The organism is Flavobacterium hankyongi, from assembly GCF_036840915.1.
Classification (GTDB): Bacteria; Bacteroidota; Bacteroidia; order Flavobacteriales; family Flavobacteriaceae; genus Flavobacterium; species Flavobacterium hankyongi.
Genome location: NZ_CP085725.1, coordinates 3,164,066 through 3,180,726, shown reverse-complemented (window position 1 = coordinate 3,180,726; position 16,661 = coordinate 3,164,066). Strand labels below are relative to the sequence as shown.

At 29.9% G+C, this 16,661-nt stretch carries 16 protein-coding genes; 10 read left to right on the top strand and 6 right to left on the bottom strand.

Translation table 11 applies throughout. The features are described from left to right. Nucleotides 1-60 precede the first annotated feature (60 nt). The 7 genes from LJY17_RS14450 (at nucleotide 61) to LJY17_RS14420 (ending at nucleotide 9,097) form a co-directional block, all read left to right on the top strand. Complete coding sequence (locus LJY17_RS14450) at nucleotides 61-2,964, top strand: glucosaminidase domain-containing protein (protein WP_264544517.1); 2,904 nt, start codon at nucleotides 61-63, stop codon at nucleotides 2,962-2,964. Nucleotides 2,965-2,966: 2 nt separating this feature from the next. Beyond that, nucleotides 2,967-4,067, top strand: a complete 1,101-nt coding sequence (locus LJY17_RS14445; protein ID WP_264544516.1) for an SH3 domain-containing protein — start codon at nucleotides 2,967-2,969, stop codon at nucleotides 4,065-4,067. A gap of 76 nt (nucleotides 4,068-4,143) precedes the next feature. Further along, on the top strand, nucleotides 4,144-5,187 hold the full coding sequence (locus tag LJY17_RS14440) for a hypothetical protein (RefSeq protein ID WP_264544515.1): 1,044 nt from the start codon (nucleotides 4,144-4,146) through the stop codon (nucleotides 5,185-5,187). 28 nt (nucleotides 5,188-5,215) lie between these two features. Then, nucleotides 5,216-5,449 carry a hypothetical protein gene (locus LJY17_RS14435; RefSeq protein ID WP_264544514.1) on the top strand — a complete coding sequence of 78 codons (234 nt, stop codon included), beginning with the start codon at nucleotides 5,216-5,218 and terminating at the stop codon, nucleotides 5,447-5,449. Between the two features lie 495 nt (nucleotides 5,450-5,944). Continuing rightward, nucleotides 5,945-6,220: a hypothetical protein gene (locus tag LJY17_RS14430; RefSeq protein ID WP_264544513.1), complete on the top strand. Its 276-nt coding sequence runs from the start codon at nucleotides 5,945-5,947 to the stop codon at nucleotides 6,218-6,220. Nucleotides 6,221-6,233: 13 nt separating this feature from the next. After that, on the top strand, nucleotides 6,234-7,268 hold the full coding sequence (locus LJY17_RS14425; RefSeq protein WP_264544512.1) for an XAC2610-related protein: 1,035 nt from the start codon (nucleotides 6,234-6,236) through the stop codon (nucleotides 7,266-7,268). A 605-nt stretch (nucleotides 7,269-7,873) separates the two neighbouring features. Then, a complete protein-coding gene (locus LJY17_RS14420; RefSeq protein WP_264544511.1) occupies nucleotides 7,874-9,097 on the top strand; it encodes a bacteriophage abortive infection AbiH family protein in 1,224 nt (407 codons plus the stop codon). A gap of 141 nt (nucleotides 9,098-9,238) precedes the next feature. Here LJY17_RS14420 and LJY17_RS14415 read toward each other — a convergent pair whose 3' ends face one another. From LJY17_RS14415 to LJY17_RS14390, 6 genes are all read right to left on the bottom strand, one after another. Next, nucleotides 9,239-10,258, bottom strand: a complete 1,020-nt coding sequence (locus tag LJY17_RS14415; RefSeq protein ID WP_264544510.1) for a T9SS type A sorting domain-containing protein — start codon at nucleotides 10,256-10,258, stop codon at nucleotides 9,239-9,241. A gap of 115 nt (nucleotides 10,259-10,373) precedes the next feature. Next, nucleotides 10,374-11,840 carry a lipopolysaccharide biosynthesis protein gene (locus tag LJY17_RS14410; protein ID WP_264544509.1) on the bottom strand — a complete coding sequence of 489 codons (1,467 nt, stop codon included), beginning with the start codon at nucleotides 11,838-11,840 and terminating at the stop codon, nucleotides 10,374-10,376. Nucleotides 11,841-11,888: 48 nt separating this feature from the next. Continuing rightward, on the bottom strand, nucleotides 11,889-12,017 hold the full coding sequence (locus tag LJY17_RS14405; protein ID WP_338441552.1) for a hypothetical protein: 129 nt from the start codon (nucleotides 12,015-12,017) through the stop codon (nucleotides 11,889-11,891). Then, nucleotides 12,004-12,228, bottom strand: a complete 225-nt coding sequence (locus LJY17_RS14400; protein WP_264544508.1) for a four helix bundle protein — start codon at nucleotides 12,226-12,228, stop codon at nucleotides 12,004-12,006. The genes LJY17_RS14405 and LJY17_RS14400 overlap by 14 nt, the downstream gene beginning before the upstream one ends. Before the next feature lie 16 nt (nucleotides 12,229-12,244). After that, nucleotides 12,245-13,009 (bottom strand): FkbM family methyltransferase, encoded by a 765-nt coding sequence (locus LJY17_RS14395; RefSeq protein WP_264544507.1) that lies wholly within the window; start codon nucleotides 13,007-13,009, stop codon nucleotides 12,245-12,247. Further along, nucleotides 13,010-14,122 (bottom strand): hypothetical protein, encoded by a 1,113-nt coding sequence (locus LJY17_RS14390; RefSeq protein WP_264544506.1) that lies wholly within the window; start codon nucleotides 14,120-14,122, stop codon nucleotides 13,010-13,012. A 59-nt stretch (nucleotides 14,123-14,181) separates the two neighbouring features. On the opposite strand from LJY17_RS14390, the gene LJY17_RS14385 reads away from it, so the two are divergent. The 3 genes from LJY17_RS14385 (at nucleotide 14,182) to LJY17_RS14375 (ending at nucleotide 16,661) form a co-directional block, all read left to right on the top strand. Continuing rightward, nucleotides 14,182-15,033, top strand: a complete 852-nt coding sequence (locus LJY17_RS14385; protein ID WP_264544505.1) for a glycosyltransferase — start codon at nucleotides 14,182-14,184, stop codon at nucleotides 15,031-15,033. A 108-nt stretch (nucleotides 15,034-15,141) separates the two neighbouring features. Continuing rightward, nucleotides 15,142-15,891: an MlaE family ABC transporter permease gene (locus LJY17_RS14380; protein WP_264544504.1), complete on the top strand. Its 750-nt coding sequence runs from the start codon at nucleotides 15,142-15,144 to the stop codon at nucleotides 15,889-15,891. Nucleotides 15,892-15,893: 2 nt separating this feature from the next. Further along, nucleotides 15,894-16,661, top strand: a complete 768-nt coding sequence (locus LJY17_RS14375) for an ABC transporter ATP-binding protein (protein WP_264544503.1) — start codon at nucleotides 15,894-15,896, stop codon at nucleotides 16,659-16,661.

Genomic DNA, 16,661 nt, shown 5'->3' with positions numbered 1-16,661 from the left:
TTTTGATTTGAAAGAAAAAAGCTACTTTTGGATTTTAAGCCTATTACGCGTTTACAAGCCATGACAAAAAAATTTAATGATTATAAAAGCCATACTGTTACTAGAGGAGAAACCACGCAAACTATTTGTTTTCGCTATGGTATTTTAGAAAGTGATTTAGTACTGGCAAACCCAAATATTCCGTTGGCAAAATATGGCAATGGTTTTTTTGGACCTTCTACCTACAAGCTCGATATCAAAGCAGGTGACAATCTTAGAATTCCTTTTTACAATGAAGAGAAAGACAAGAGCGGTGTAAAATCGATTAAAGGGAAAAGTACAGTCAAAGTTGGTGTTTGGGAAAATTATAAAGTCGCTGAATGGTATGCCGGCACTCCCCTAGCCGATCGCAATGAAACCAAAGTAAAGTGGAATTTGTATTATTTAAAAAATGGTGCAGCTCCCGAAAAAGTATTGGAGAAAGAAGAAGGAAAAATTAGATTTCAGGAAAAAGCTGCAGGGAATAAATATAAGGTAGTTGGTTACTTACACGAACCCGAATTAAACAATGCCAGTGCTAAACTTGTAAGTGTTGAACCCGCTGAAAAAAGAGAAATTCTGAATATTAAACTAAGTGACGTAAACAACAAGCCTATAAATGGGCCATTAGCCTACGGAAACTATGTAAATGTTCATGTAGAAACTACGGGCATGAAAGGGGAATACATCTACATATCATTATGGGAAGATGACGCTAAAGGTGGTGGACATAGTTCAGAAAATAAAGGCAACTGTATAATTAAAGATAAAAAAACCAAAGTAGGAAGCAAAGGTGTTGCGTTTGAGCAATTTTTATTGAAACCTGATTTCAAAAAAATAGCCAATGCTCATTTGGCCAAAGGTGATAAAAACGAAGGAAGCACTCACGAATATTATGCTACGGCTTATGCTCCGGGGTTATCAAAGGCAAGCGACAATGTAAATGTTTTAAACCCCGATTTTCATGCAGAGAGAAAAAAAGAAACTGAAGATCATTTAAAAGATAAAAAAACAAAGCCAAAACCAGCTGTTCCAGATTACCAAGGTCCAGTGGGTTCAAAAAAAGCCCCTCAAAAACCAAATTCACCCGCTAATTCTACTCCTGTTGGCATCAGCTCTATTTACATTACTGATGAACAAGGTAATAAAATTACCAAAAGTGCTTATGGTAAAAAAATAAGGATTTATATAGACTCAAGTGGATTAACAGGGAAAAAAGTGCGCTTATGGTTGTATGAACATGACTATACTGACTCAAACGATGAATTATTTGTAAAGGATATTACAATTACTGGAAATCATTTTTACGAGTCCATAACTCTGAATTCTGATATGCGGAAAGAAGGAGAAAGAATGGAATTTGGCGAAGGTGATGACCAAGAATTATTTGCTCAAGCAAAAGTGTTAAATGTTCCTTCTCACATTATAAGCAAGAGTCTAAAGGCTGATGTAACCTCTAATGAAATTATAGTTGCAGAGAGTACTACTGTAGCAAAAGTTGGTGATTCGAAGATTAAACAAGAAAAATTTGATCCAGTTAAGGAATATGGAGAAGAAGCAGTTATTTATATAACAAGTATAATTTCAAGTGAAATTAAGGTTGGCAAGAAAGGAAAAATTGAATCTTATCCTGATTTGGGAGGTTTTAATGGTCAAAATGAAAATGTACAAGATGGAAAAATTTATTGTAAAAAAATAGATAAAGATACAAGTGCTTATCCTACTTACAAAGCATATATATATAGGGGAAATAAAAATGGTGAAGCAATAAAAAAATTAAAACAAGATATTTCCAATAAGACTTTTGAAAATGCTGAAACCACAATTTTAGAAGTAGCAAGACATACTTTGTCTAATAATAAAAATTATTTAAGTGGTGGTCCAGTTCCTCCAAACGACTTAAAAAATTTATATGAATTAAAATATCAATATGGAGAAAGTAAAGGAAGACCTAGCTATAGATATAGAATAGTTGATAATAGAGATAAAAACAAAACTAATTTTTCCGAAATTAAAGATTATACAAAAGAAGAAACTAATGGCACTATGTCATTAGGCAATAGAGGATCTATTTCGATAGACCCATGGAAATCAAAAGGATTAATTGGATGTATAGGTATAAGAGGAGAAAATGGAATTAATCACCCAAGCTGTGACTCAAGAATGGGTGATTGGAATAACAAAGAAAAATACAAATTTATATATCATGCGCTAAATAATTATTTAGAGACAGTTATTCCTGAACTAACTGGAGTATATGGTAGAAGAGGGTATAATTCAACTGGTGAAGTTAATGTTTCTACTTCACAATATAATAATCAGACAAGAGTCTATGTATTAGTTGATTCACTTCCAGAAATATCTGACTGCAAATGTGATTTAAAGAAAGATGGTCGCGAGGATTTTTACAAGGAATTTGGTGAAGCTGCAATTAAGATGGTTGAACAGAAAGGAAAATCAAATAAATTTAAAGGTTTATATATGGTGGCACAAAGAAGACAAGAAAATAGTTTTAATTTAAAAGTGCCAAATAATAATCCAATGAATATAAAAGGCAAAGGAGATTTAGGTCAATCTGATTTATACACAACAGAGTATATTAATGGAAAAGCTGTAAAAATGAATGATGGATTTGCTAATTTTTCAACCGTTGAAAAAGGGTTTGAAGGATATTTAGAACTCTTAAACAAAAACTTCAATGATGCATATAATTCAATTTTAGATGATGAAAAAACTATTGATGATTTTCTAAATGGTATGCAAGACAGTGGCCGTTTAGGAGCATATGCCACAGATCCAAATTACAAAACATCCATTAAAACAATTTTTGAAGGTGTGATAAGTGATTATAAAAAAATTTATAATTGTAAATTATGTAAAGCTAAAACTGAAAATGAAAAAGATGAAATTAAAAAGGATATTGAATTATTAAATAAATTAAAGTAAAAATGAAAGAAAAAATCGCTTATTTTTTTATTTTTTTATTTTTAGCCAGTTGTAATGGTCAAAATAAAAAAGTTAATGATTGTAATTCAAAAGAGACAGTAATTGAAAAAATCTCTGAGATAAATGAAATAAAAATAAAACAGAAATATATTGATTCCATTTCAAATAAGACCAGAGGTGTATCTTATATAATTGATGAGGTTAAAAAAATTAATGGAAAAGAGTTTTATGTTGTAAAAACAGGAGTTAATGGAAAATCTAGATGGGAGTCTTTTTACACTTTTTATGTAAACAAGAAAAATTGTAATGATATATGTGTAGATAATCCAATTACTGGAGAGATAATAACATTAGTTGAATGGAGATCTGATAAAAAAATAAAAAATAAAAAAATGGAAGAAAAAAAAATAGGTTTTTCTGATTTGTTTAGAGAAAGTGAAATCATAAAATTTACTCCAAATGATTTAAACAATAACAATCAAACTAAAGAATTTAAAAGAAAATTAGAAATTTTCGAAAAACAAAATCCTTCAATTGAAGATTTTGATATAGAAAATTTAACAATACTAATAAATAATGAAACTTTTTCTAACTCCGAAGGTTATATTGATAGTAGTTGGCTAAATTATTTTATAAAAAAATATAAGATTGAAGTTTTCAAAATGGTTGATTTAATGACCTTAGCAATCAAACAAGAAGATTATAATGCAATAAAAGTTTTGGTCAACAACCATTTTATTGTTTCTTTAATTGAAATGCAAAATGTAAAGGAAACAAAAGATAAGTCATTGAAAATGATAAAGCTCAACAAAAACAACAAGGGGTTAGATGAAAATGGCGATCCTACCTTCTATGAAAGTGAAAAATCTAAAATCAATGATATTGAAATTTTCTTAAAAGAAAAGTTTTTTAATAACAAAATAGATGACTCTGATGGATATACAAATTTAAGAGAATCCAAAACTAAAGAATCTAAAATTATAGAAAAAATATTAACTGGTGAGAAAGTGGAAGTATTAGACAACACAAGTAACTGGCTTCTAATTAAAACAAAATCAGGAAAGAAAGGCTATATTAACAAATCCAAATTAACGACCAAATAAATACATCTAGAACTTTATTACTAATCAGTAATAACACTTCTTAAAGTCATAGTATTCATCTTTCATGATAGTAAAAATGAACTTTAAAATATTTTTTTGTTTTATAGCATTAGCTATATTAGAGCTTTCTTGCAAAGAAAATCAGGCTTCAACAAGTACAATTTCAGAAAAATCAACAACAGAAGAGACTTCAAAAAAATCATATCAAATTCCTTCAGGATTTAAAATAGAAAATCAAGGAGAAATAGACATTGATGATGATGGAGTAAAAGAAACCATTATAACAGCCTCAGACGAAAATGCTATAAAAATGACCGAATTTTGGTTTAAAAATGATCAGCTACTTTATGAATTTACTTATCCTTGGGAAAGCATCAAAAAAAGATGGCTTGTTAATTTAGATGAAGATAATTTAAAAGAAACTGTTAGAATAGAAGGCGATGAAGATGGTGCAGATTATGTGATTTACGACATAGTAAACAAACAGCAAAAACCAATTCTTTATTTTAATCCAATTTTAGAAGACAGTCGTTACCCTGGTCAATATATGTGGGCCTACCCAAATGATATTGAAAAATTGATTGTCAATCATAAAAAGGAGATTCAAGTATCTTTGAATAATGACTTTCAAAGAGATGATAATCATACTGAACCTGAAGGTCAAAAAGAATTACCTTTTGTGTTTTTGAGCGGTAAAACAAGTCAACCAAACATGAAGCTTTCAAAAATGAACAAACCTCAATTCATTAGGCTGGAAACGTTAGTTGCAAAAGTATTTAAAAACAAAGAAGACCAAGATGTATATAAAAAATGGACAGGCAAATATTCATGCAACTTTTTAAGAATAAAGGAAGAATCAGCAGATCCACGCGCTTGGGGAATGATTTATTTAGTATTTCAAGATAATAAGGCTAATTTTAAATTAGAGAGTTATGTTGAAAATATATCCAAAGATTTACAATTAGTAAGCATAGATAAAGACAAAATAATATTTTCTATGAAAGAAGATAAAAGCAAACTTTTTACAATAACAAATAATAACCAAAATTTTATTCTTAAAAGCTCATTTATTGATGAAACAGTTGGAGAATCAAAAACTTACAAATTAGAAAAAAAATAAAATTTACGGAATATTCAAAAATTCCATAATGAAATTAAAACTCTTATTACTTAATTTATTAACTGTACTATTTATAGTAAGTTGTAATGGACAAGAAAAACCAAAAACAATATCACCTAAGGAAAAAAGCAATGAATCCTCATTGACAGATAATTTTTATAAATTAAAAAACTTATATTTTAATTCAGATGAAAAACTAATTTTTTCATCTGAATTAATAAAAAACAAAGGAAAGTTCGCCGTTTATTATATTCCACTTTAAGAACAAAACAATAACTATTACAATAATTTTGAAAAGAATAATGATATAACACTTTTATATGATGAATTAAATTCTACTAATTATTATTCTCCTTCTGATAAGAAAAAGATTGATTTAATTTTAAAAGAAAAGACAAAAAGAGAAAGTGATTTTACAATAATAGGAACATATATCTCCAAAGAATTTATTACTGTTGAAAGTAATGACGAATATTCCATTAACTTTCCTTTTACTCAAAAATTTTATAAAAAAGAAAACGAGAAATGGGTTTTTCTTTTTGAAAAGAAAATTTCAAAAGAAGAAGAAGATATAAATTATAATTCTAAAAAATACATTACATCTCTTTCATCTCAAAAGAAACAAGCTAATAATTCCGCTGAAAGCTTTTCAGCAAACGGACGTTGGTTAATTGATTGTGAAAACGGGGTTGGAAAGTTATCTATCAGGGACAAGCAAGCTTCTTTGACAGTTCTTTACAATCAGATTTACATCGATATGGTTGAACTTAAAAGATATAATTCTGAAAAAGGCATTTCATACAAATTAAAAAAAATACCTGAAGATATCGGAAGCCTTGGAAGAGATTTAAATTGGAAAGAATACATAAATGACGAACCAATAGCTTATGTAAAAATCATTGATAATAAAACCATTAATTTTCACTGGTATGGATTTTATAACAAGAAAACAAAGAAAAGGGAGTTTGAAGAAATCAATTTTAATCAAGAAACTAATAGCAAAGAAATCGTTTTAAAACTATGCCCTAATTGAGCCTAAATAATAAATGAAAAAATTAATTCTATCAATTTTTGTTTGTTTTTTACTAATTGGCTGTAAAAAAGAGATTACAAATAATAATGAATTCAAGAATCAAATTATTGATTCATTAAGCAATTTAAAAAAAGCTACTGACAGTATCAGTGATACAAAAAAACCTTCTCCATCAATCAAATCTTTTACTATTGATTGTGGTTCAGGTTGTGCAATGACATACAATGAAGTTACGCGAAAAAACAATACAAATTCTATTGAAATTAAATACGAAGTTAGTCAGTATATAGACGAAAAAGTTGAAGATGAATATTTTGAAACATATATTTTTGAAAGCGATTCTAATGGATTTTTAAACAGTATTCATTTAACAAACTATTCAGAAAACATCATTAATGATGAAGAATCAATAATCAAAGAGTATTTGCTAAAAATCGGATATGAATTGTATCCTCAAAAAGAAAAAACAACCATCGATTCTAGTGAGAAAAATTCAAACCAAGCAATTAATTCACTATTCAAAAAATTTGAATTTAAATATACTGTTACTGAAATCGAAACTGATGAAGATATAAAAACTTTAATTAAGATGTCTTTAACTAATAAAGAATCAAAAAAAAATCAAGATATAAATTTTATTCCTGAATCATTGATAATAAAATTTGATGCAAACCAATCAAATTCCATCTCCTATTTTGATACAAGAAAAATAATTATAAAAAGTGCTCAACAAATAGAAGGTGGACACTCACTAATAGTACTTGATTATAATTTTGACGGTTTAGAAGATTTTGCAATAATAAATTACGAAGGAAGCAATGGCGGTCCTCAATATGCTTATTACAAACAAAAACCGAATGGAAGATTTGAATTAGATGAAAGCTTTACAAATGAAATAAGATTTTTTCCGTTAGAAATAAATAACAAAGAAAAAACTTTAAAATTTGGACATCCATCTGGATGCTGCCAAATAAATACATTTATGGTCAAAATTCAACCTAACGGAAAATGGAAAGAAATTTATTCGAAACTGGAAGACATTAATTAATTCGGGGTAACTTTAATTATAACCCCAATAGCACGAATTTACTTCGCCCCCTCACTTTGCTGTAGTATAATCTGAACTAATAAAAGAATCCTAAAGCACAAGTGAACAAAGATAAAAACTAACACTTATCGCTATCACTTATAACCTTACAACTCTATTTAACAATTCGATTATTTTGTGATGTATTTGAGTACGATGAATTTGGGCATGATGTATATTATTTAACACTAACCCAAATGGAAATGGTTATTTTATTCTCCACAAGGGATGTCAGATTTATAACTCAAACAAATGACTCCAAGTTTGTGGTAACAAAATTACACGATAACCCCAACTTTTAGAATTTTAATCCTTATTCAAAAAGAACAATTATCTAATATAAAAATCTTGCGAAATAACCAATTCACTTCCAAAAAGTTAAGAAAATAATACAAAAAACTACACTAATTTGTGCAATAAAAAATCACCAAATTAGGTTATTGTGTAAGATTTTTTTTATTGGTAAGTTTAGAGTATTGATTGCAACTTATACTTTTTTTTGAAGAAGAGGCTACATAATCAAAAACAAGATTTAGGAAGTTTTCACTCACTAATTTTTTTATAGTATGAATAAATTAATTATAGTTGGAAATGGTTTTGATTTAGCACACGGCCTTCCTACTTCATATCAGGATTTTGTAGATGATTTTTGGAAAAATCTTAGAGAAAATCTTGAAAAAGGAATTACAAAAAGAATTGTAACGATCAATTGCGCAGATTACAATCTCTTTGATTATGGCAAAACTGAAGTTAAATGTTTTTCAGACTTTGTTGAACACCTGAAATTTTATTGTGCAAATCACAAACTACATATTGACACAGAGTATTTAACGGTTAAAGACAAAAACAACAGCATCATTTTTTCGTTTGAAAACGAATTGTTTAGACTGCTTTCTAATACATCTATCACTAACTGGTGTACAGTTGAAAAACAGTATTATGAGATATTAAAAAGTTTAGTGTTTGAAGAAAAAAACTGTTATCAAAAAGGTATTCAAACTTTAAACAAAGAATTTGAAGACATTAAGTTATTATTACAGGATTATCTAAAAAAAAATGTTGTTGACGCATTTGACTTTACTGATACCCCAATAGGAAATGAAGAAATTTTGCGATTTTTTAATGTCAAATACCAAAAACTAAACACGAACCCAGATAATCAACTGTTCTTGGAATTTCCACCCGAGGATCACGAAGCATTAATTCAAGATGACAATGAGCTAACTTCAAAAATTGGACAACGACCTCACAGTTTATTTTTAGATTTTAATTACACTCCTACAGTGAGTAATTATGTCAAACAAATTAATTCCCGCAATGAAACGCACTACGGAAAGACTTCGGTTATTAAAATTCATGGAGAAATAGGTTCAGAAGAGAACTCTATAAAAATTGGCTATGGGGATGAAATGGACGAGGATTACAAAAAAATCGAAAACACTCCAGATGATTATTATATTAATAATATAAAATCGTTTCAATACATGCATAATTCGAATTACAAAAAACTTATAAACTGGATTGAAACCAGAAAATTTCAAGTTTTTATATTTGGGCATTCCTGCGGATTATCAGACAGAACACTCCTGAATACAATATTTCAAAACCACAACTGTAGGTCTATTAAAATTTTCTATCATAAAAATGAGAATACCGACAATTATACTGAACTAACCCATAACCTCAGCAAACTTTTTACCGAAAAAGAAATGATGCGTTTAAAAGTTGTAGATAAAGCCATATGCTTGGAATTACCTCAAAAAATCAGATTTAAGGAAAAGAAGAGATAATGGTTATAAAATATATATTTACTTAGCGACAATACTTTTCTAATGAGAGTTTATTCAAGGAGTTAAAAAGATACTATTATAAGTATAAAAAAGCCTTAGCGTTTTACAAACGCTAAGGCTTTTTTATATAAATGAGTTAAACTATGCTTTAATTAACTTGTCACTAAAAATAATTTTATCATTTTGATCTAAAATCTTCAATAAATAAACACCTGTTTGCAAAGTATTTGTTGACACCGAAAACTCCTGTTCATTAACTACGTTCTCTTGTTGAATTAACCTACCATTTAAATCATAAATAGAGACTAATTTTGCTTTGATAGAGGCATCTTGTTTTAATTTAAAATTACAAACCTCTCTAACAGGCATTGGATACATAGTAAAATTTGAAGCTAAAGCATTAGAAGTTAACCCTAATGTTATTGAACCTATTAATTGAAAAGGTAACGCTTTATTAGAACTACTTCCCGTGTCAACTAAACCAGACCAGGTTGATGCATTACGTTGTTTTGCATTCCATGATGGATCACTTTGTGTACCTAATATAGTTATAGGAGGAATAAAAGCACTAGAATCATTTGTTGCATGAACCTGAAATTCAATCCAATAAGTACCTGCTGTAAGCGAAGTTGAAATAGTAGTATTGAAACGCCAAATTTTTCTTGTTGTACCAGTTGTATTGGCCACTCTGTAAACAAATTCTTCACCAGAACCAGCAGCATTATACACATTTGCAGTCATGTTACCATATACAACTGTTGCTGTTCCTGAAGATGGATCACCATTCCAAATTCTAACTCTTACGGCGTCAATAGGAGGAGTAGCCCCTGCATAATTTGTTTGATAACCATAAAAATTAACGTTTGTTAAATTCCAAGTTGCCCCAGCTGGCACAACAAAATCATCAGCAATCGAAAAGTCATTTGTAGCCGCATTGTTATAAAAGCCCGAAAAACCTAAAGTTCCACTAGGCAATTCTAACTCTGACCAAGTATAACCTGTAGGTGCTGTTGTACTTGTAGCGGCGTGATTCGTCCCTGTCGAAAATGGCCCATTTGAATAAATAACTTGAGAAATACCTTCAAAAGGACATAAGCTTAAAAGAACAATTGAAACAATTGCATTGATTCTTTTCCCAAAAAAAATGTAGTTTTTTTCCATATTAGTTTACTTAATTAATTGACACAAATTTATTAAAAAGCAAATAAGAATGATACTATCTTTTTTAGAATCTAAAATTGAATATTATTTGTAAAGGAGAATGAAATTATGATGATTACTTCATCAAAGATTTAGGCAATACGTCCTTAATAGAAATAATTTTAAAAATTTGGTTTCCTAAAGCAAAAATTAAAAAGGCAACTACAGGTTTGTAACATAGTGATATAAATTTATTATCAAAGTCGGGCAGAAATTTTCCAACGACCAACACTACAATTAAAAGCCCTAATACATAAAAATATCTTATACTAAAAGGATGTACTCCAAACTTTTTATAATTAAAACCAATTTTTATCAGGTTGTAAACCGTTAGCGAAATGGATGTGGCAATAGCCACTCCAGTAATACCCATTTTAAAAACCAATAAAAAAATCAGATTGTTTAGAATGGTCAGTAATGCCAACGCTATTGTGGTAGTATTATTGAATTTATAATATTTCGAATTAGTAATAATGTAACCATTGAATCCCGTAGCCAAATCAAACAAAAGTGCAAAACCAAGGATATAGACAACAGGCAATCCTAGCACCAAATCTTCTCCGTTTTTCATCAAAAAGAATAAATCCTCGATTCCTACTGCCACTAACCCAAACAACACAGTTCCCATAGTAAATAAATAGAACGATGTTTTATGGTGCAGAGTTTTTAGGTCGGCCATATTATCTTCTTCGATATACTTCGCAATAATAGGTGCTGAAATTGTGTACACTCCCAATGCTGGAACGGTAATCATACGTACTAAATTGGCTGAAGTGTTGTAAATTGCTAATTGCGAAAAATCGTCGATAAACTCACCTATCATAAAGGCATCAATGTTTAATGCTACAATCGACCCCAAACTTCCAAAGAAGGTATAGAAGGAATATTGCATTAGTTCTTTCTGGAAATTATCTTCTTTTAAAAACTTGAATGATGTTTTTCCAGTAAATCTATCCAAACGTTGAACATAGAAAAACATCCCTACAAGCGCCAACACAAAGAACAGGACTACTATCCAAATAGCTGTAGTGGCTTCTACTTTACAAAAGAAATAGGCTCCAAAAGCAAAAATTAATCCTAACTTGGGAAATACGTTTTCGAAAATATTAGGTACTACTATTCGTTTTTTAATCGAAATAAACCTTGAGAACAACTGAATGAGTGCCAAACACAATATTGTTGGGAAAATATACTGAGCAAAATTGTAAAATTGGGTTTCTCTGATTTGTTCTATAAAATAAGATAGCCCCCAAAACAAAATAGTAATAATTACAAAATTTCTGAGGATAAACCAAATCGAATATTTTAAAAGATTGTGTTGGTTTTGCGACTCCTCCATTTTAGGATAAAACCGAACATTAGCGTGCATAATCCCAAAAGTAACCAATGGTAAAGTCAATAACGCAGTTGGCAGAATATATTGTATTTTACCTGCAAAATCCAAATCCTCAGGATATAAAAATACAGTCGACAGTATACCTATCAATGTACTGAAATAACCTACGATACTGTATTTTAAACTTTGCCTTGCTACTACGCTCATGTTGAGTTATGAGTTATGGGTTATGAGTTATGAGTTTTACTTCTCAACTTATAATTCAAAACTGTTTCTGGTTTTCTTTGATGTTATTATTATGCTTCTGATGATTCTTAAAACTTCTTGTGTTTGATTAAAAATAGGATGAAATTCATTTTCTGAAATATATTCAGAAACTTTCATCACATTCCTTTTGTGAAATAGACAATTTATGAATAAAATCTGCTTTTGATTGTGCATTAATAGCTTCACGAACATTTGCTCCAACAGAAGTTATTGAACGTAAAAATTGTTTACTTAACATAAACTCTTTTCTTTCTTGTAAAAGTTTAAACAAATTAACTCCATCAAGAGCTAATTGATAACTTTTATTTTTCACAATACTTTCACTCATAACTTATAATTCATAACTACTTAGCAATAAAAATAAAGTTATTGATGTACTTATTAAAATCGTTCAAATACTCGTCTTTTTGAAAATCGGACATTTGTGAAACTTCAAAAGGTTTTAAGGCTAATGTTTTTCTATCAAAATAAAATACTTCATACCCAAAATTCAGAATAAAGTCGAAAATCTCGTTAATTGGGTAGTGAGCATGACGCAATTCTATTTCAATGATGAATGTTGGCTTAATAGTTTGTAAAATACTTACACATCCTTTTATAGTATCAAATTCGTGACCTTCGACGTCAATTTTGACTACATCAATTTTAGACAATCCTTTCTCTTGCACAAATTCGTCAAGTGTAACCATTTGGATTTCTACTTTCTCCACATCCTCACCCATCGCTTCGAGTGATGCTCGTGTATCTTGCAATCCATTTCCTTTTTTGGGAATATTTAAAACGGCTGTCCCTGATTTTGAAGACACTGCCAACGGATAAATATCCACTTTAGGAAATAAGGGTTTAATATAATTTACCAGACTTTTGTTGGGTTCAAAACCAATAATTTTTCCACTTGATATATTCTTTTCTGCCTGATACAGATAAATACCTTTATTTGTTCCAATATCTATAAATACTGAATCTGGCTTTAAAACTTGCTGAATGTAAAGCAATTCAGGTTCGCATTTGTAGTCTCCAGTTTTTAGAGAAGACAATGTTTTGTAATATCTTTTTTTATATAAAGACGGCCAGTATTTATAAGCTAATTTGATTAAATTTTGTAACATTCAGTTTTCTGTTAATTCTATCAATTGTTTTTCCAATTCGGTTTTTACTTTATCAAAGGTATATTTTTCTACAAAAGGTTTTAGTTTTTGATATTCCTTTTTGAGATCTTCACTTGTTATATTTTGCAAAACTCGCAACAAATCAGATTCGCTCTCGTAACTCCAATTGTGCCAATCCATTTTTGGGTAAGACGAAGGAAAAATTCCAATTTTACCATTATAAATACAATCGGCTTCTGCCCCACTTACTTTTGTACTTCCATACACCTCATCGACCCAATAAAAAGAAGTATTTTTTTTAATTGGACATAATAACAAATGCGCTTTGGCAATAATATTACTATACTCTTCCCAAGGAATAAATCTATGATAATATGTAATCGATATATTTGAGTTACATTTTAGTTTCAATAACTCTAATTGGTTAAGTACTTTTTCATTTTCAGGTTTGCCCAAAAAAACAAAATGTAGTTTAGAGGTTGGTTGGAGTTTTTCAATAATTCTAAAAATTAAATCGATGTCTTTTCGCTTTCTTGACACATTGCCTGGCATAACAATTTCGATTACTTCCGAAGTTGGAAACTCAGAATTTTGACAGTAATTCATCTGAATTAAAGCTGATTTACCAACAAAAGCTCCATCTTTTTTAATCGTTTCCAAAGCCGAAGCTGAAATCACTCCAAACTTTTTAGCTCCAGAAATCAATTTTCTTTTTGAAGCTATTTTTTCCTTCAAGTATAGTTTCAAGAAATATGTGAATCGTTCCTTTTCCCTTAAAATATTTCTCAACGAAATACTTTTAAAAAACAAACTGAAATTTAAATTATGTACCAAACACAAAACCGGTTTTTCCTTGAATAACTTTTGATAAGCTGAAAAATCACGATGCAAAGTATTAACTACTACTCCATCATAGGTTGAAAAATTGGTTTCCGCTACCGAAGAGATAATTGTTAAATGTTCTTTTGGGATTGCCGTAAGTTTATCACAAACCTTTTGACTTACAAAAAAATGAAAATCAATTTGATACATTTTACAAACCAACAAAAACCATTGCTCTAACAAAGCTGAATGGGTTTCCATTTCGACAAAAGCAATTTGTTTCTTTCTCAAAGGTTTCATTTTTCTAATCCCACAAAAATAAGGATATTTGTACATTACTTTATTGAAAAATGAATTACTATATCGTCATACCTGCTCACAATGAAGAAAAGTTCATTGGTTTAACCTTAGAATCATTGGTAAATCAAACTGTTTTACCTAAAAAAGCTGTGATTGTCAATGATAATTCGACCGATAAAACAAAGGAAATTGTTCAGGAGTTTATGGCTAAACATTCTTGGATTTCGTTGGTTGAAAAAAAATCGGAAGCGATTCATTTACCAGGAAGTAAAGTAATACAGGCTTTTCATACTGGATTAGCAACACTTGATGATGATTATGATATTATGGTGAAAGGAGATTCTGATTTGATTTTCCCTTCCAATTATTTTGAAACGATTATCAATCATTTTAAAAATGATGCCAAAATTGGTATGGCTGGTGGATTTGCCTACATCGAAAAAAACGACGAATGGATTTTAGAAAATTTAACGGATAAAGATCATATTCGTGGTGCTTTTAAAGCCTACCGAAAAGAAACTTTCAAACAAATTGGTGGTTTAAAACCTGCAATGGGTTGGGACACGGTTGATGAATTACTTTGCAAGTTTTATGATTGGAAAATTGTGACCGATGAATCTTTAAAAGTAAAACATTTAAAACCTACAGGAGCTAATTATAATCAAGCATCTCGTTACAAACAAGGTGAAGCCTTTTACACTTTAGGTTACGGATTTTTCATCACAGCGGTTGCTTCTTTAAAATTGGCCATGCGCAAAGGAAAACCACTATTATTTATTGATTACATTAAAGGATTCTGGAAAGCAAAAGCCGACAACAAAACCATGTTGGTAACTCCAGAACAGGCAAAATTTGTAAGAGCTTATCGTTGGAAAAAAATAAAGGCTAAGATTTTCAAGTAATCAGTATACAGCTAACAGTATTCAGAGTTTAGATTTTCATCAAAAAGTACTACTTTTACCACACAGTATTTATACTGAATACTGCAACCTGAACACTGAACACTGATTATGATGTTAATCCGTTACTTATCGCAAATAGGAAGATACTTTTTAATGCTTCAAGAGATCTTCAAAAAACCCACCAAATGGGCGGTAATGCGAAGCCTAATATTTAAAGAAATCGATGATTTAGTAATAGATTCATTAGGAATTGTATCGTTTATTTCTTTCTTCGTAGGAGGAGTAGTTTCTATTCAAACCGCTTTAAATTTAACCAATCCATTAATTCCAAAATATTTAATTGGATTTGCTACAAGGCAATCAGTAATTTTAGAATTTGCACCAACATTTATTTCAATCATTATGGCAGGCAAAATGGGTTCTTTCATTACATCGAGTATTGGAACAATGCGTGTTACTGAACAAATTGATGCATTAGAAGTAATGGGGGTAAACTCGTTAAACTATTTGGTTTTCCCTAAACTTGTTGCACTAATGCTTTACCCTTTTGTAATTGGATTAAGTATGTTTTTAGGTGTTTTTGGCGGATGGTTGGCGGCTGTTTATGGTGGCTTTGCTACTGCTGATGAGTTTATAAATGGTATTCAAACCGAATTTATTCCGTTTCACGTTACCTATGCCTTTATAAAAACTATTGTTTTTGCCTTTTTATTAGCTACGATTCCTTCTTTTCACGGTTATTATATGAAAGGTGGAGCTCTCGAAGTAGGTAAAGCAAGTACGATTTCGTTTGTTTGGACATCTGTAGTGATTATTTTGTGCAATTATATTTTAACACAACTTCTTTTAACTAATTAATTATGATTGAAGTTAAAGACATAAAAAAATCATTTGGAGAGCAAATGGTGTTAAAAGGAATTTCGACTACGTTGGAAGCTGGAAAGACCAATTTAATTATTGGTCAATCAGGTTCTGGTAAAACAGTTTTTTTAAAATCTTTATTGGGAATTCATCAAGTAGATAGTGGCACGATTTCTTTTGACGGTCGTATTTATTCTGAAATGTCCGACGATGAACGACGTGAATTACGTACCGAAATAGGAATGGTTTTTCAAGGAAGTGCTTTATTTGATTCAATGACTGTTGAAGAAAACATAGGATTTCCATTAAAGATGTTCACACACAAAACAGTCAAAGAAATAAAAGAACGTGTAGATTTTGTTATAGAAAGAGTAAATCTAATTGATGCACATCATAAGAAACCATCTGAAATTTCTGGAGGTATGCAAAAACGTGTAGCTATTGCTCGCGCTATTGTAAACAATCCGAAATATTTATTTTGTGACGAACCCAACTCTGGGCTTGACCCAAAAACAGCTATTGTAATTGACAATCTTATTCAGGAAATTACGAAAGAGTACAACATCACAACCGTCATTAATACGCACGACATGAACTCTGTAATGGAAATTGGAGATAAAATTGTTTTTTTGAAAAATGGCTTAAAAGCATGGGAAGGAGATAAAACGCAAATTTTCAAAACCGATAACGAAGCTGTTACTGATTTTGTATACTCCTCTGAATTATTCAAAAAAGTTCGCGAAGCGGTATTAAAGGAAGGAATTTAA

Excerpts from the sequence above, each read along its gene's own strand:
- LJY17_RS14450 (WP_264544517.1), top strand. The coding sequence starts at position 61 with ATGACAAAAAAATTTAATGATTATAAAAGCCATACTGTTACTAGAGGA.
- LJY17_RS14445 (WP_264544516.1), top strand. The coding sequence starts at position 2,967 with ATGAAAGAAAAAATCGCTTATTTTTTTATTTTTTTATTTTTAGCCAGT.
- LJY17_RS14440 (WP_264544515.1), top strand. The coding sequence starts at position 4,144 with ATGAACTTTAAAATATTTTTTTGTTTTATAGCATTAGCTATATTAGAG.
- LJY17_RS14435 (WP_264544514.1), top strand. The coding sequence starts at position 5,216 with ATGAAATTAAAACTCTTATTACTTAATTTATTAACTGTACTATTTATA.
- LJY17_RS14430 (WP_264544513.1), top strand. The coding sequence starts at position 5,945 with ATGGTTGAACTTAAAAGATATAATTCTGAAAAAGGCATTTCATACAAA.
- LJY17_RS14425 (WP_264544512.1), top strand. The coding sequence starts at position 6,234 with ATGAAAAAATTAATTCTATCAATTTTTGTTTGTTTTTTACTAATTGGC.
- LJY17_RS14420 (WP_264544511.1), top strand. The coding sequence starts at position 7,874 with ATGAATAAATTAATTATAGTTGGAAATGGTTTTGATTTAGCACACGGC.
- LJY17_RS14415 (WP_264544510.1), bottom strand. The coding sequence starts at position 10,258 with ATGGAAAAAAACTACATTTTTTTTGGGAAAAGAATCAATGCAATTGTT.
- LJY17_RS14410 (WP_264544509.1), bottom strand. The coding sequence starts at position 11,840 with ATGAGCGTAGTAGCAAGGCAAAGTTTAAAATACAGTATCGTAGGTTAT.
- LJY17_RS14405 (WP_338441552.1), bottom strand. The coding sequence starts at position 12,017 with ATGAAAGTTTCTGAATATATTTCAGAAAATGAATTTCATCCTATTTTT.
- LJY17_RS14400 (WP_264544508.1), bottom strand. The coding sequence starts at position 12,228 with ATGAGTGAAAGTATTGTGAAAAATAAAAGTTATCAATTAGCTCTTGAT.
- LJY17_RS14395 (WP_264544507.1), bottom strand. The coding sequence starts at position 13,009 with ATGTTACAAAATTTAATCAAATTAGCTTATAAATACTGGCCGTCTTTA.
- LJY17_RS14385 (WP_264544505.1), top strand. The coding sequence starts at position 14,182 with ATGAATTACTATATCGTCATACCTGCTCACAATGAAGAAAAGTTCATT.
- LJY17_RS14380 (WP_264544504.1), top strand. The coding sequence starts at position 15,142 with ATGATGTTAATCCGTTACTTATCGCAAATAGGAAGATACTTTTTAATG.
- LJY17_RS14375 (WP_264544503.1), top strand. The coding sequence starts at position 15,894 with ATGATTGAAGTTAAAGACATAAAAAAATCATTTGGAGAGCAAATGGTG.